This is a genomic window from Dehalobacterium formicoaceticum (assembly GCF_002224645.1).
Lineage (GTDB): Bacteria > Bacillota > Dehalobacteriia > Dehalobacteriales > Dehalobacteriaceae > Dehalobacterium > Dehalobacterium formicoaceticum.
Genome location: NZ_CP022121.1, coordinates 1,668,338 through 1,683,367, shown reverse-complemented (window position 1 = coordinate 1,683,367; position 15,030 = coordinate 1,668,338). Strand labels below are relative to the sequence as shown.

Here is a 15,030-nt window from a genome sequence, read left to right as displayed (position 1 = left end):
AAACAATTCTGGAGTTGATGTGGATTGAATAATCAATATCCCTGTAATGCCGCCACTGCTCAAATCATCGGCGGCCCTCTAGCCCCATACATCCGGGGCATCGTCTATTTAAGAGATGTCTCGGGAGGAACAGAAATCTATGTTAACGTTTCCGGACTCCCCCCCTATCGTCCGGCCCAGGGGAATACAGCACCCATTGGTCCCCACGGCTTCCATCTCCATGAAATGGGGGACTGTACCGTGGGAGACCCTACTAATCCCTTTCAAAATGCAGGAGGGCACTGGAATCCCACCAATCAACCCCATGGCAATCATGCCGGGGATTTTCCCGTTTTATTTTCTAATCACGGCAATGCCATGATGATTTTCTTTACCGATAAATTTCATGTGGCGGATGCCTTGGGACGGGCAGTGATCATTCACGAAAATCCTGATGATTTCAGAAGTCAGCCTTCCGGGAATGCCGGCAAACGATTGGCCTGTGGTTTGATTCGCTGTCTTTATCCGACAACTAACTGCCTTTAATACCGCCCCTTCTTTGGATGATTCCTGAAATCTAACAAATCGCTTACCTTCTCTTAACAGGATTTTAACATGCTATTGATACAATGTAACCAAAGGAGGTGAGCAAATTATGTTTTCCGACAATCATGTTCATTCTAGTTTTTCTCCCGACGGTACGGCTTCGATGGAAACCATGATTAGAAGTGCCATCAGCAAAAATTTCCGAGAGCTGGTCATTACAGATCATTTGGATTTTGATTTTCCCAATCCCGAGTTTTCACAGCTCAACCTGGAGCAATATGTGACAGCATTCCAAACATTAAAAGCCAAATACGAAAAGAATATCCAGCTGCGCCTGGGGATTGAAATCGGCATCCAGTCCCACGTCACCCATCTCATTAACCAGGTTTTGGAGAAGTTTCCCTTTGATTTTGTGATCGGTTCCACCCATACCGTTTACGGCATCAGTTGCAGCAGTAATGAATTTTTTGACCAGACTTTGACCCGGACAGCTTATCTCAGATATTTCGAGGGGCTTTTGTCAAATATTAAACATCTGAACAATTATGATGTCTGCGGCCATTTGGATTTTATTGCCCGTTATAATCCCCGGGGCAGCAAAGAACTTTTTCCCCATGATTTCGCAGAAATTCTGGACACGATCCTAAAAACTATTATCGAGACAGGACACGGCATCGAACTAAATACCGCCGGTTATCTTTATGGCTTGAATCGTACCCACCCTTCTCTTGATGTGCTACAAAGATACCGGGCACTAGGGGGAGAAATCATCACTGTGGGCTCGGATGCCCATGCACCGGAGCATATTGGGGCCAATTTCAATTTAGCCTATCAATTATTAAAGGCCGCCGATTTTAACTATATCACCCAATTTAAAGAAAGAAAACCATCTTTCATTAAAATCGATAAGCTTCCCAAAGAACACTCCAATATTGCATAAAAAACTTGTTGAGATCAAGAACAACACTGATCCAACAAGTTTATTTTTTTAAACTAAGATTTACAATCCCGCACTATAAGCATTGCAATATATTTACCATTAGGGGAATAATTTGGTTAATACTCTCAAATTATTATTTTCTTAGCTCAAAAGAACAAACTGACGGTAAAATATTGTCCGCCAGTTTTAGATTCTTATTTTATTAAGATTTTTGAAATCTTTCTATGTCTATTCACCTATTATTTAAGTTGTTATAGATTTGGGAGAAGACTCTTTTCCCTTCTCATTTATTGACAATGCAAAACCAGCAGAAACAAGACTGGAAATAGCAAGGAATGTGAAAGCAGTTTTATAGGATCCTCCTGATGCTTGAATCAGAAATCCCATAATTATTGGAGAAATAATCCCTGCAATTTGACCGCCTGTATTAATAAATCCAGAACCTGAACCCATAACTTCAGCAGGTAAAATATCCATTGGTATTGCCCAGAAGGCTCCCATTGTAGCACATACAAAGAATCCGGCTACAGTCAGGAAAGTTATTGCCAACACTTCAGAAGGAGCGTTGTAAGTTAAGAATAGGAAAAGGGCTGCTGCTACCTCGCAAATAATTATAAAATTTCGGCGTTTACCAACAAAAAACTTATCTGAGATATATCCGCTTACCCAAGTTCCAATTGTGCCTGCAAAATAAGGCAATGATGCAATTATTCCCATCTTGACCATTACAAAATGACGTTCATTCACCAGATAGGACGGTATCCATGAACCGAAGCCCCAGAAAACAATGTCGAATGTCAGCCATAGAAAGAATAATTTCCACATAACAGGAAGTTTAATAATATCTTTAAAAGATAATTTATTGACTGCTCCTTTATTGGCTGCATCTTGTTCATTAATAGAATTATCTTCTTGAATCACACTTAGTTCCTCAGGTGTGATCATTTTACTTTGTGCAGGGTTATCCCTAACAAAGACCCAGATTAACGCAGCAATTATTATGCCTGGAATAAATAGGAAAAGTAAAACGCTGCGCCAGCCAAAATATGACATGATTCCAACCACAAACAAAGGTGCAATTGCAGGCCCTATAGCACTTGCCGCCATCATCATTGAATTTGCAGTTGCCCTTTCCTTCTTCGGGAACCAGGTTGAAATAGTTTTCCATGAACCGGAAGGGAAGCTAGCTTCACCTAATCCAAACAAGACACGAACAACCAACAAGCTTGTATAGGATGTGATCATACCTGTAAAAGCGGTGAATGCTGACCACCATGCAATAGCAAAAGTCATAACTTTTCTAGCACCAAATTTGTCGCTTAACATACCTCCTGGAAGCTGGAAAAACGTATAGCCCATAAAAAAGCACTCATCACAACACCCATTTGCACCGATGTAAGATTAAATTCCTTGGAAATGTATGGTATAGCAACCGTCATTACCATTCTATCCATATAACTTATTGTCCAGGTTAAAAACAATATCGCTAACACTATGTTTCTTTTCTTTCCCATAAATACTCCCTCCTGAACTTAGTAATAAAAAATGCTCTGGATGTAGCCTCAGTTTCAGTTAAGACCGATCTTCTCTCCTTCTACGAGAACATCTGCCACATACTCATTTTCGGATGTTAGGATATTTCCATTTCTGATTAATATACCCATATCCATCCCCCTTAAGATTCAAGCTGAAATCGGATAAAGAGAACCGAAGGGAATACCACTTAAAATTAGTAAGTATTCCCTTCCTTTAATCAAATTTAAATCTATCTTCTGTATAGGCTGGCATCGATTCCTTCTAAATATTTAACAACATTTTCTAAAGGTTCCACGTCAGCGAATTTAGCGTCCATATCGAATAAGTTCCATTCAATAACACCCGGTACTCTATCGCCAATTGTTCCAATAGGAACGATAGTTTTAAAGCCATATCCGGTTGAATCCATTACAGTATGTCTGACACATGCACAAGCAGTTGCTCCCATTACGATAACAGTATCTACACCTAATTTGTTTAAGGTTACCGCCAGATGAGTTCCGAAGAAGTTACTTGCATATTTTTTGTGGATCACAGGTTCTTCCGCTCTTGGCTCAAGCTTCGGATCGATATCCATCCACTCTGAATTGATATCCAATGTATGCATCGGAATTTTTTCATCCCACTTAGTCATATCCCATTGTTCTTTTCCCGTATAACCGGTGGTTGTATGGAAAATAGGAACACCTGATTTTCTGGCAGCATTTAAAACCTTAAGTGCATTAGCGCAAATTTCATTGTTATTTTCACAAGTAAATGGGTGACCATCTGACATCCAAGCTTTAGCCATATCAACAGTCGTTACAGCAGGGACCTTCCCATAGCCCATTCTTCTTTGAAATCCTCTTTCTTTGTAAATCTTGCTTGCTTCTTCAAAAGCCTTTTTTAACAACTCCTGATCAAATGCATAATTTCCACCTTTGTCTACATATCTGCTATCTACCACTAGAATCCACCCTTTCGATTTTTATTTAACAATCTGTTTAGTTACTTGCCAATATATATAGCAAATTACATGCCAAACTTCGAAAGGGCTATGTTGCTTGTTTTTTTAAAATTATTAATTTCTGATATGTTGAAATTTTGAAACACCTTACTTGTCATGCATGGATTTACCTAGATAAATATACTTTTGCAGAAATGAAACACTTTTGCTTACTGTTTTAATCCTGGCGCAGAATTATTCCCGGTTATTTTTAATTTCCTGGTTATTTTCAATTTCTATCTCAAATTTTTTTAGTCTTCTGCATAAAGTCGATGGACTAATCCCTAAAGCCTGAGCCGCCTTACGAAGAGATGGGAAGCTTTCCATCGCCTCCTTAATGATATACTTTTCATATAGTTCTAAGAGATAGGTTAGCTTTGGCACCTCATCATTTTCATCTTCAGTTCTCTCATAATTATTGATAATTTGCTTGGATAAAATCCTTGTCGGCAGATCCTCGATCTGAACTTCTTCCTTATTTGCCATGATAAACAAATACTCAATGATATTTTCCAGTTCTCTAACGTTACCAGGCCAGGAGTGAGATGCCAAAGCCTCAATTGCTTTTTGGGAAATCGTTACGGTTCTCTTATATTTCCGGTTCAATTTCTCCAAAAAATGGATTATCAGTTCTGGTATATCCTCTCTCCTTTCTCTAAGGGGAGGGATCGTTATCGGGATCACATTCAATCTGAAGTATAAATCCTCTCTAAAATTCCCATCCTTTACTTCCTGTTTTAAGTCCCGATTGGTAGCGGCAATTATTCTGACATCAAGATGCACAGGAATTTTCCCGCCTACTCGATATACTTCCCTTTCTTGAATAACCCGAAGCAGCTTTGATTGGATCGGTAAAGGCAATTCTCCTACTTCATCCAACAGGATTGTCCCATTGTTTGCCAGCTCAAACATGCCGGGTTTGCCCTCTTTCTTCGCACCGGTAAAGGCACCTTCACTATATCCAAATAGTTCGCTTTCAAATAAGTCCTTTGGGATCGCAGCACAGTTCACCTTGATAAATGCTTCTTCCTTTCTTGGGCTTTCTGAATGAATAAATTTTGATAATATCTCTTTTCCCGTTCCGGATTCACCCTGAATCAAAACAGTAGAATCATAACCTGATACTTTTGATGCCAGTTCTATCGTTTCTTCCATGACCCTGCTGCGGTAAACAAAATCTTTATCTTTTACGAGATGCTGGCGAAGTCGTTTTATTTCCTCAGAATATTTAAGGGTCAATTTCTTGGTATTGGTTAAATCATTTTTTAAATGAATTAACTCCGATATATTTCTTGTATTGTTGACAACTCCGATTAATTCATCATTGGCATTGTTAATAGGGCTTGCAGTGGACAGGGCGGTCTTTCCTGAGACATATTTATGGATCGTTGATACACGTTTTTTATCCTTGATAACTTCGAGTGATAATGCTTTGTTGATGACACCTTTTTCTAATAAATCTTTAAGATTTTTACCAATCATTTCTTTGCTCTCAAGTCCGGTGATTTCTTCATAAGCCTCGTTGATGTACACAACCATACCATGGGCATCAGAAATTAAAATCCCATCTGATGATGAATCCATTGCGCCAATTAATAAATCATTATCCATTATCAATTATCCACCTCCTTGCAAGCAGATATTAAATTCTTCACAGAACATATTCCCTATTTTGTCCGATAACTAACTGCCACTAAGTTCCTGGATAACTTTCTCGGCATCAGATAGAGTAGAAACTCCACCTGATGCCAAGAATTCTGTTTATCCTTTAATTCATAGGCTTATGGAAAATCTCCAGTTTTAATCTCTGTCCTGTGGGTGTTGCCGCTAAACCCCCTTCGGCAGTTTCCCTTAGGGCGCAGGGCATGGCACGACCCACCTGGTGCATAGCCTCTACCACCTCATCAAAAGGAATGATACTCTCGATCCCCGCTAAGGCCATTTCCGCTGCTACCAAGGCATTCGCCGTACCGACGGCATTTCTTTTAGAACAGGGGGCTTCCACCAATCCGGCAATGGGATCGCAGACAAGACCTAAGAGATTTTTTAAGGCAATAGCTCCGGCATGCAGGGCTTGCGCTGGAGAACCGCCCATGATTTCCACTGCTGCCCCTGCCCCCATGGCAGAGGCAGAGCCGACCTCAGCCTGACATCCTCCTTCCGCGCCGGAAAGGGAAGCATTTTTAGCAATCACCAACCCGATGGTTCCCGCTGTAAAAAGCCCCTCGACCAACTGTTCATCACCAATCTGATGAGATTCTGCCAGACTGAATAAAACCCCCGGCAATACACCGCAGGAACCGGCCGTGGGCGCCGCTACAATCCGTCCCATGGAGGCATTCACCTCCGTCACGCTGAGGGCAAAGCTGACTGCCCGCGCCATCGTAGCGCCGCAGACGGGTTGTACCGTTTCATAGCGTTGCCGCATTTTTTTCCCTTGTCCGCCGATGATTTTCCCAGCGAAAGCTGCGTCTTCCTCTAATCCTTGATAGGCACTCCTTTTCATCACTTGCAGGTTTACTGCCATGGTACCTTTTATTTCCTCCGGTGTTTTTCCGGTTTTATCGCTTTCATATAAGAGCATTAACTGGTGCAAAGACAGATTTTCCTCGTCACAAAGGGCTAAAAGATCGGCGCCGTTTCTAATCTTCACTTCCCTTACCTCCTTCAGTCTTGTTCTTAAAATCTAGTTATTCAGTTTAACAGAAATAGTTCACTAAATTGCCTGTAATACCTTGACCTGAAAAATATGTGGGTTTTGGGCGATCTCAGAAAGGACTAAGGGTGAAATATCCTCATCCGTTTCCGCAATTAATACCGCATTGTCCCATTTATTTTCCCGAAAAACTCTCATAAAAGCAACGTTGATCCTATAGTTGGCTAAAATAGAGGAAATAAATGCAATCACCCCTGGACGGTCCCGATGATAGGTGATTAAAGTGGTGTACTCCCCTGCAAAATCCACCTCCAACTCATTAATACGAATAATTTTTACCTTTCCTCCCCCAATTGATGAGCCGGTAATCTCCCACCTGGCACCTTCCTGGGTGTACATGACGATTTTTACCGTATTAGGATGAACTTCCCCTAAATCTCTCTCTTCAAACCGATAGGTCAGACCACGCTCCCGTGCTATGGTAAAGGCTTCCCTGATTTCCTCATCATCCGGCATAAAGCCCATGACTCCAGCCAATAATGCTTTGTCCGTACCGTGACCGGCATAGGTTTTGGCAAAAGAACCATGGAGGTAAAAAACCACCTCTTTGATTTCATCACCCGCGATTTTCCGTGCCATATACCCGAGTCTAGCAGCTCCTGCTGTATGTGAGCTGGAAGGACCAATCATCACCGGCCCAATAATATCAAAAATACCGTACTCTTTCACCCTGTTTCCCCCTTTGCGCTCAATATGTCCACTCAACTTTTCTTTCTCTCAAAAATAATCTTTATCATTTCAAGTATTTTGCTTAAAAAATCTTCTTATGCCCAATTTAATCCTTGGCTCATTAACCACCTCGATCACGATTACAGATAATTGCTATTAACGCTGATTTCGACATTTCTTCCCCAATTCCTTGTTATTTAACACCTTAATTTCCAAAATATTGTTAAATTTTCTCAGTGAATTTTCTCTCCCAGCTTTGATTTCTTAAGAAGCACCTGTCACTTGACCAAGCTGGAGAATCATATAATAAAAAAAATGATAAGAGGTGAATATTTATGATGCCCTGCCACTGGTATGGAATGTGTCCCTATAGCCAAGGAATGCAAGGAATGCAAGGCATGCAATTAATTCAGGAAAGCAACGAAGTAAGATTATTAGAGGAGGAAGAAGAAGAGGAAAACCTCCAATTAATGCGCCAGGGTCCTCAGCCGATCCTCAGCAACCAGAACCCTTCCCGTGTATTGGTGTTCAGAAAAGAACTTACCGGTTACCCCAACTATGGCAATCCCAGCGGAAATGCCGACATTCTGTATACCGGCACCCAAGGAACCTGGACCTTTAACATGCCTCCATTAATGGCCGTTCTCCTGAATAATACCCAAAGAATTGAATTGGTCATTCGGGGTGCTTTAGACGACCATTACAATGTAGCGGAAAACCGTTACAGCGCCACAGTTACCTTTAACGGGCAACGGCAAAATGTGGGTCAACTGCCCTTTGTCCATGGCAGACCTGCCGGACAACAGTTCACCAACTGGAATGAATTGGTGTTGAATATTAATCCCCGTTTAGCTCGTCTGAACAACAGAGTAGTCATCCGTAACACCTCCAATGTTGGCGCCAATGATTGGATTGCCCTGGATTGGATGGAACTCCGGTTTATTGTCTAGCCATGGCGACGAATAACATTACCAAGCTGCCGGTCTGCGTGCGCACCGTGCATTTAAAAAGTCAGAGATTAGATCTTTATTACCCGATTATCAGCGGTCTCCAGGATAAAGGAATCCAGCAAACCATCAACCAAGAGATCTTGCAAACCGTATATGATTTATTACAGGAGCAAGGTTATTTTGAAAATCCCCTTACCACCGTTACCGCCTCTTATGAAATCAAGACCAACCAACGGGGCATTTTAAGCCTCACCTTTATCAATTATGCCTTTTCTGGAGGTGCTCATGGATTAACCCTGCTCCGCTCTCTGACTTATAATGTTGAAACGGGTACTCTCTACCGCTTAGAGGATCTCTTTCAACCCAATGCGGACTACGTGGGCCGCTTATCAGAAATCGTCAAAGCACAAATTGAAGCGCGCGACATTCCTGTATTTGAAGAATTTGACCAAATCAACCCGGATCAATATTTCTACATAGGGGATAAAGCATTGGTGCTTTATTACCAACTCTATGAACTTACCCCTTATGCCTACGGCTTTCCCTTTTTCCCCATCTCCGTCTATGAAATTGAAGATATTCTGGACGAAGAGGGGCCTTTAGGCCTGATGTTGGGTTCCTTCTAATAGTAGTGAACTCGTTCAGCTAAAGCTGAACATCGGGGCTTCAGATGGGGAATCTACCCCACCTGAAGTGAAAATAGGAGCTCCCACTTATAGAAGTGGGAGTCTTGGAATTTTATAAATCAGCCAGGTGGAGCAGATCACTGTCCCTCACCTGGCTTTTATCTTTAAGCAAAACTATGTATTTGACTTTCTATTCCTTCAGAACCAGAGGATAAATGGCCTCTGCGATTTGTCCCTTGATATCGGCCAGCACTTCCTGTCGTACCCCTTCACAGCGTACAATCAGCTCCGGCCCGGTATTGGAAGCCCGGACCAACCCCCATCCTTCCGGAAATTTGGCTCTGACCCCATCCACCTCAATCAGCTCCACATCCTGTTCTTTAAAATAAGCCCTGGCCTTGGCCACGTAAGAAGCTTTTAATTCTTCCGGACAGGAAATCCTCAGTTCCGGAGTGGTATATACCTGAGGAAGATCAGATAATAGCTTGCTTAATGGTTGACCGCAGGAAGCAATAATTCTCAGTAACCTGCCGGCGGCGTAAATGGCATCATCAAAACCATAATACTCATCAGCAAAAAACATGTGTCCGGACATTTCCCCGGTAAATACGGTGTTGAGCTCCTTCATTTTTGCTTTGATTAATGAGTGTCCGGTTTTGTAAAATTGAGGATGACCTCCAAGTCTGGAAATCTCTTGCACCAATAAATCAGAGCATTTCACTTCCACAATGCCGGTGCTGCCCGGATATTGAGGGAGGATTTCCCGCCAAAAAAGAATCATCAACATATCACCCCAAACAACATGACCCTGATCATCCACTACGCCCAACCGGTCTCCATCCCCGTCAAAACCCAGCCCCAAGTCTGCCTTTTCTTCCCGCACCCGATGAATTAAATCCTTTAGATTTTCCCGGCACACTGGATCCGGAAAATGATGGGGAAAGTTCGGATCTGATTCACAAAAAAGCGGAATCACCTCACAACCCAACTCTTGCAAAATGCCGGGGGCAAACATTCCTGCCGTCCCGTTGCCGCAATCCACCACCACCTTTAATTTCTCTCCCTTTAATTGAATTTTGTTATTTATCATCTCCCCATAAGCTTTAACAGGAGAACGATGATCCAAAATTCCTGAGCCGCACAGGAAATTCCCAGCTACGGCTTTCTCACGAAGGAGTTGGATGGTATCACCGAAGATGGATTCTCCCTCCAACTGGATTTTCAAACCATTGTAGGATGCCGGATTATGACTGGCCGTAATCATTAATCCGGAAGGGATCTGAAAAAGAAGAGTTGCATAATAAAAAATCGGAGAAATTACAACGCCGATATCCAGAACATTGACCCCGGTGGATAGGAGTCCTCGGATCAGAGTTTGATATAAAGCAGGAGAAGATTTTCGATTATCCCTCCCGACAACCACCCAGGTTTCTCCTTTTTCCTGAACCATGGTACCAAAGGCCTTGCCAATTAGTTCTGCATCCTGATCGGTAAAATCCTTTTCATAGATGCCCCTGATATCATACTGGCGAAAAATACATTCCTTTAAACTACCCAATTCCCTGGCCTCCTTGAAACATTACTTTTTTCAGTATATGCGTTCAGGAGGTCTGATGTTAAAGAAGGAAAAACGGGAGGATCATCTCCCCCCGTACATCCTACTCTCTATCCTTCTACCCTAGCGAAATCACCTATTCCGCTTTATAAAAAAGGCCTCACAAACAACTGCCCTCTCTGTTGACATAGCCCTGCCTCGTTTCCTTACAGGGGCAGACATTCTCCTGGATATTATCAAAGCGGCAAGGGCAGAAAAAATCCCCGTAACGTTCATTCTTTGCTAATAAGCCGTCGATAATCTCTTGCTTGTTTTCCTTAAAAATATAACCTTTTAATTGGGCATAATTGTCTATGCGCTCTACAATCTCATTCAAGGGCGGTTGGGGAAAACGCGATGCGCTAAGAGGCTCTTCCCCATCAACTACCAGTTTTGCACCGCACACGGGGCACACTACCGTATCGCCTTTTTTGAGCGGATTTTTGAGGATAAAGCTAACCTCACAGACGGGGCAAAATAATTTATCTTTCATTTTGGATTGCCTCTTTAAGCTCTTCCGGTTTATACCCCTGTATCACCAAATCATTAATCACCGTTACAGGAAAAGCCCTTTTCCCTGTTAATTTTTCCACCTCTGCCAAAGCATCTTCCTGTTCTTGTCCTGTCATAATATCCACATCCAGCACTTCGTAGGGAATGCCTTCTTCTTTTAGCAAAGCTTTCACTTTTTTGCACCAGGGACAGGTTGTTAATGCATATACCTTGACCATCATTCATCGCTCCTTTTTTTATAATTTCAGTTCATTGCTTCATCTCTATCATAAGTTTGTCACACACTATTTGTTTTATTCGATACAAGGGCGGCAACTTCCTTTTTCCTGACCGGAAGTACTTCTTATCCCGGGGAGTTTTCCGGCCTGGCTGTGATAAAGCTGAGCATAGAAGCCTTGGGACTGAAGAAGTTCTTCATGGCTGCCCCGTTCGATAATCTCCCCGTCCTTCAGCACCAATATCAGATCGACTTTACGAATCGTACTTAAGCGATGAGCGATAACAAAGCTGGTGCGCCCTTTCATCATCGTTAACATCCCCCGCTGAATCTGCACTTCCGTCCTGGTGTCTACGCTGCTGGTGGCTTCATCCAAAATCAGAATGGAAGGATCCGCCAAAACAGCCCGGGCAATGGTCAGAAGCTGTTTTTGGCCTCCACTGAGACGACCCCCTTCGCCGGAAAGAATGGTATCATAACCCTGGGGTAAACGTAAAATAAAGGATTCCGCATTGGCTATTTGCGCCGCTTTTTCCACCTCTTGGTCAGAGGCATCCAATCGCCCATAACGAATATTTTCCCGCACCGTATCAGAGAAAAGATAAGTATCCTGAAGCACAATACCTAGTGCAGAGCGCAGACTATCTTTGGCAATATGCCTGATATCCACCCCATCAATTAAAATTTCTCCTTGATCAATTTCGTAAAAGCGGGTGAGCAGATTAACAATGGTGGTTTTACCGGCACCGGTCGGCCCCACCAAAGCGATGGATTGCCCAGGATGGGCATGGATACTAATATTTTTTAGAACAGGACGTTCTTTATCATAACCAAAGGTCACATGATGAAAATCCACCTCACCGGCTGTCCCGGAAAGCACCCGGGCATCTTTTTCATCAGCTAACTCCGGGATTTCATCCATCAGCTCAAAAACCCGTTCCGCTCCCGCCAAAGCAGATTGAATGATATTAAATTGATTGGCCAATTCGTTAATGGGGCGGGCAAATTGGCGGGAATAGCTAAGGAAGCTGGCAATCGCCCCCACGGTAATGGCTCCTTGTACTGCCAGCAAACCCCCGCCGAAAGCGGCGATGGCAAAACTCATATTATTAACCACATTCATAATCGGATGCACTAACCCGGACAGGATCTGCGCTTTTAACCCCACTTTTTTTAATTGGGTATTGACCTGATCAAAATGGGTCAGAACATGCTCTTCCCGGCCAAAGGCTTTGACCACCCTTTGTCCGGTGATGGTTTCTTCAATAAAGCCGTTGAGTGCCCCCAATTCCTTTTGCTGCTGAGAAAAATGTTTTCGGGTTTGGGCGGCAATTTTCCCTGTCGCAAAAATCCCCAGGGGTATGGTTAGGAGACTGACCAAGGTTAGTAAGGGACTTAAGTAAAGCATCATCGTGAGTGTGCCCAAAATGGTCAGCACCGAGGAAAATATCTGGGCGAGTCCCTGGGACAAACTGGTGCTGACATTTTCCACATCATTGGTAAACCGGCTCATAAGATTACCATGGGAATGACTGTCAAAAAACCTGAGGGGAAGCACCTGCATTTGACTGAATAAATCATTCCGCATATCCCCTACTGTTTCCTGGGCAATCCCGGAAATGAAATAGATTTGCAGCCATTGCATGAAGGAAGCGGCCAGGTATATGATAAAAAGAGTTAAAACGATTTTCCCCAGGGCCATAAAATCCACCTGACCCGGACCCTTGACCATCAAATCCACCCCGCGGCCAATCAACAAAGGGCCCAGCAAAGATAAAAGTGTCACAACAAGAATCAGAAAAAATACGGCCGCTAAGCTAACCCGACGCCGACCTAGATAATCCCATATTCGTTTCATGGTACCCATACGATCCTTGGGGCGTTCTCCGGGGCCTAAGAGACCTGCTTTTCTGGCCGGTATACCAACCCCTTGATTTTTTCCCTGATTATTTTTCAAGATTTCATCCTTACTCATGAGTGATTTCCTCCCCACCCATTTGGGAATCATAAATATCCTGATACACCGGGCAGCAGGCCAAGAGCTCATCATGACTGCCGGATGCCACCAGTTCTCCATCCTCCAAGACTAAAATTTTATCGGCATCCATTACACTGGAAATCCTTTGGGCAATGATCAAAAAGGTGGTGCCGGGCAAACCTTCCTTCATTCCATTACGGATTAATTGTTCGGTAGCGGCATCTACAGCGCTGGTACTGTCATCCAGGATCAAGATCGGAGCTTTTCTGATAATGGCTCGGGCGATAGCGATACGCTGCTTTTGCCCGCCGGACAAATTGACTCCCCTTTGTCCTAAAAGGGTATCATAGCCGTCGGGGAGGGCCAGGATAAAATCATGGGCCTGGGCCATTTGGGCAGCGGCAATCACCTCATCATTGCTTGCTTCCCCTTTGCCCCACCGGATATTTTCCCAAACTGTACCGGAGAAAAGCAGGGATTTCTGGTCAACCAGACCAATACCATGACGCAACACTTCAAGGGGGATATCCCGCACATCCCGGCCATCGACCAAAACCCTTCCCGATGATACATCATAAAACCGGGAGATCAAATTAATCAGTGTGCTCTTGCCGGAACCGGTTGACCCCAGTATGGCCACCCTTTCGCCGGGGAAAGCCGTAAAAGTCAAATCCTTGAGGACCGGTGCTCCGCTGCCCTGGGGATAACGAAAATCTACCTTTTCAAAGTCGATTCTTCCTGCTCTGATCGGAGCTTCTGCTGCATTCTGGCTATCCTGGATCGATGGCTCCCTGCTTAAAACCTCTTGAATGCGATCCCCGGAAACCTTGGCCCGGGAGGTCATCATCAGCATAAATCCGGCCATCATCAAGGAAAACATAATTTGAGTCATATAATTGATGAAGGCCATAACTTCCCCCACCTGCATATTTCCCCGATTAACCCGAATCCCCCCAAACCAAATGACCGCGAGGACGCTGAGATTGATAATCAAAGTGACGGAAGGCATAATCAGACCCATGACCCGTGCCGCCCTTACACCGGAATCAATCAATTGTTGATTGGATTGGTTGAAACGCTGTTTCTCAAAGTTACCCCGCACAAAGGCTTTCACCACCCTGATTCCGGCCAGGTTTTCCCGCACCACAGCATTGACTCGGTCTAAGGCCTTTTGCACCGCTGTATATAATGGAATTCCTTTTCTGATAACATAAAATAAAATCAGCGCCAAAAAAGGAATGGATCCCAATAAAATTTTGGATAAACCGGGATTCACTAGGATCGCCATGATGATACCACCAGTGAACAGCAAAGGGGCTTTAATCATCACCCGTAAAAGCATCATCACAAAGGTTTGCACCTGTCCCGCATCATTGGTCAGGCGAGTAATCAAAGAACTGGTATCAAAGTAATCCAGTTCGGCAAAAGAAAAGGATTGGACCTTACGAAAAACATGGACACGTAAGTCAGCACCAAAGTTCTGGGCACTGATGCTGGAAAATGCCGAACAGCCAAAGCCCCCCAGCATGCCGACGATGGTGACGGCAATCATCATCAGCCCCGTTTGCACAATCAGAGGAATGTTGCCCAGAGCAATCCCCTGATCCACAATACGCGCCATCAATAAGGGCAAAAGTAATTCCGAAACCACTTCCACCATCATCACCAGAGGAGCGGCCAAGGCAGTTTTCCAATAAGGTTTTAAGTATTTTATCAGCTGCAGCACAATCTTCCCCCCATTATTTCTTACCTTAGTGTATAATATTCAGATTGATAGAGTC

15 protein-coding genes are annotated in these 15,030 nt (G+C 43.6%); 4 read left to right on the top strand and 11 right to left on the bottom strand.

Going from position 1 to position 15,030, the window contains the following annotated elements; all coding sequences use genetic code 11:
* Window positions 1–24 precede the first annotated feature (24 nt).
* Together CEQ75_RS08255 and CEQ75_RS08250 are read left to right on the top strand one after the other, a co-directional pair.
* Window positions 25–525: a superoxide dismutase family protein gene (locus CEQ75_RS08255; RefSeq protein ID WP_089609908.1), complete on the top strand. Its 501-nt coding sequence runs from the start codon at window positions 25–27 to the stop codon at window positions 523–525.
* 109 nt (window positions 526–634) lie between these two features.
* Window positions 635–1,465, top strand: coding sequence for a histidinol-phosphatase HisJ family protein (locus CEQ75_RS08250; protein WP_089609907.1), 831 nt, complete (start codon window positions 635–637; stop codon window positions 1,463–1,465).
* Between the two features lie 243 nt (window positions 1,466–1,708).
* Here the strand turns inward: CEQ75_RS08250 and CEQ75_RS08245 are convergent, their stop codons facing one another.
* The 6 genes from CEQ75_RS08245 to sdaAB all read right to left on the bottom strand — a co-directional run bounded on the left by CEQ75_RS08245 (window position 1,709) and on the right by sdaAB (window position 7,371).
* Window positions 1,709–2,791 carry an MFS transporter gene (locus tag CEQ75_RS08245; RefSeq protein WP_242965414.1) on the bottom strand — a complete coding sequence of 361 codons (1,083 nt, stop codon included), beginning with the start codon at window positions 2,789–2,791 and terminating at the stop codon, window positions 1,709–1,711.
* The gene (locus CEQ75_RS18605) at window positions 2,785–2,979 is read right to left on the bottom strand and encodes a hypothetical protein (protein ID WP_089609905.1); all 195 of its coding nucleotides are present in this window, start codon (window positions 2,977–2,979) and stop codon (window positions 2,785–2,787) included. The genes CEQ75_RS08245 and CEQ75_RS18605 overlap by 7 nt, the downstream gene beginning before the upstream one ends.
* Before the next feature lie 251 nt (window positions 2,980–3,230).
* Entirely contained in the window at window positions 3,231–3,947 is a 717-nt protein-coding gene (locus CEQ75_RS08235) for an isochorismatase family protein (RefSeq protein WP_089609904.1), read from the bottom strand.
* A 234-nt stretch (window positions 3,948–4,181) separates the two neighbouring features.
* Window positions 4,182–5,597 (bottom strand): sigma-54 interaction domain-containing protein, encoded by a 1,416-nt coding sequence (locus CEQ75_RS08230; protein ID WP_242965463.1) that lies wholly within the window; start codon window positions 5,595–5,597, stop codon window positions 4,182–4,184.
* 157 nt (window positions 5,598–5,754) lie between these two features.
* Window positions 5,755–6,639 (bottom strand): L-serine ammonia-lyase, iron-sulfur-dependent, subunit alpha, encoded by an 885-nt coding sequence (gene sdaAA / locus CEQ75_RS08225; protein WP_089609902.1) that lies wholly within the window; start codon window positions 6,637–6,639, stop codon window positions 5,755–5,757.
* Between the two features lie 63 nt (window positions 6,640–6,702).
* Window positions 6,703–7,371, bottom strand: coding sequence for an L-serine ammonia-lyase, iron-sulfur-dependent subunit beta (gene sdaAB, locus CEQ75_RS08220; protein ID WP_089609901.1), 669 nt, complete (start codon window positions 7,369–7,371; stop codon window positions 6,703–6,705).
* A 335-nt stretch (window positions 7,372–7,706) separates the two neighbouring features.
* On the opposite strand from sdaAB, the gene CEQ75_RS08215 reads away from it, so the two are divergent.
* Together CEQ75_RS08215 and CEQ75_RS08210 are read left to right on the top strand one after the other, a co-directional pair.
* Window positions 7,707–8,321: a hypothetical protein gene (locus CEQ75_RS08215; protein WP_089609900.1), complete on the top strand. Its 615-nt coding sequence runs from the start codon at window positions 7,707–7,709 to the stop codon at window positions 8,319–8,321.
* Window positions 8,294–8,947, top strand: coding sequence for a DUF3298 and DUF4163 domain-containing protein (locus tag CEQ75_RS08210; protein ID WP_242965413.1), 654 nt, complete (start codon window positions 8,294–8,296; stop codon window positions 8,945–8,947). The genes CEQ75_RS08215 and CEQ75_RS08210 overlap by 28 nt, the downstream gene beginning before the upstream one ends.
* A 190-nt stretch (window positions 8,948–9,137) precedes the next feature.
* Here CEQ75_RS08210 and CEQ75_RS08205 read toward each other — a convergent pair whose 3' ends face one another.
* The 5 genes from CEQ75_RS08205 to CEQ75_RS08185 all read right to left on the bottom strand — a co-directional run bounded on the left by CEQ75_RS08205 (window position 9,138) and on the right by CEQ75_RS08185 (window position 14,975).
* A complete protein-coding gene (locus CEQ75_RS08205; protein WP_089609898.1) occupies window positions 9,138–10,505 on the bottom strand; it encodes a phosphomannomutase/phosphoglucomutase in 1,368 nt (455 codons plus the stop codon).
* Window positions 10,506–10,662: 157 nt separating this feature from the next.
* A complete protein-coding gene (locus CEQ75_RS08200; RefSeq protein ID WP_089609897.1) occupies window positions 10,663–11,034 on the bottom strand; it encodes a ferredoxin-thioredoxin reductase catalytic domain-containing protein in 372 nt (123 codons plus the stop codon).
* The gene (locus CEQ75_RS08195) at window positions 11,024–11,275 is read right to left on the bottom strand and encodes a glutaredoxin family protein (protein WP_242965412.1); all 252 of its coding nucleotides are present in this window, start codon (window positions 11,273–11,275) and stop codon (window positions 11,024–11,026) included. The genes CEQ75_RS08200 and CEQ75_RS08195 overlap by 11 nt, the downstream gene beginning before the upstream one ends.
* Window positions 11,276–11,347: 72 nt before the next feature.
* Window positions 11,348–13,246, bottom strand: a complete 1,899-nt coding sequence (locus CEQ75_RS08190; RefSeq protein ID WP_089609895.1) for an ABC transporter ATP-binding protein — start codon at window positions 13,244–13,246, stop codon at window positions 11,348–11,350.
* On the bottom strand, window positions 13,239–14,975 hold the full coding sequence (locus CEQ75_RS08185) for an ABC transporter ATP-binding protein (protein ID WP_089609894.1): 1,737 nt from the start codon (window positions 14,973–14,975) through the stop codon (window positions 13,239–13,241). Before CEQ75_RS08185 ends, CEQ75_RS08190 begins: the two co-directional genes overlap by 8 nt.
* Window positions 14,976–15,030 lie beyond the last annotated feature (55 nt).

Coding starts and splice junctions, on each gene's coding strand:
- CEQ75_RS08215 (WP_089609900.1), top strand. CDS start 7,707: ATGATGCCCTGCCACTGGTATGGAATGTGTCCCTATAGCCAAGGAATG.
- CEQ75_RS18605 (WP_089609905.1), bottom strand. CDS start 2,979: ATGGGAAAGAAAAGAAACATAGTGTTAGCGATATTGTTTTTAACCTGG.
- CEQ75_RS08195 (WP_242965412.1), bottom strand. CDS start 11,275: ATGATGGTCAAGGTATATGCATTAACAACCTGTCCCTGGTGCAAAAAA.
- CEQ75_RS08200 (WP_089609897.1), bottom strand. CDS start 11,034: ATGAAAGATAAATTATTTTGCCCCGTCTGTGAGGTTAGCTTTATCCTC.
- CEQ75_RS08250 (WP_089609907.1), top strand. CDS start 635: ATGTTTTCCGACAATCATGTTCATTCTAGTTTTTCTCCCGACGGTACG.
- CEQ75_RS08190 (WP_089609895.1), bottom strand. CDS start 13,246: ATGAGTAAGGATGAAATCTTGAAAAATAATCAGGGAAAAAATCAAGGG.
- CEQ75_RS08230 (WP_242965463.1), bottom strand. CDS start 5,597: ATGGATAATGATTTATTAATTGGCGCAATGGATTCATCATCAGATGGG.
- CEQ75_RS08245 (WP_242965414.1), bottom strand. CDS start 2,791: ATGTTAAGCGACAAATTTGGTGCTAGAAAAGTTATGACTTTTGCTATT.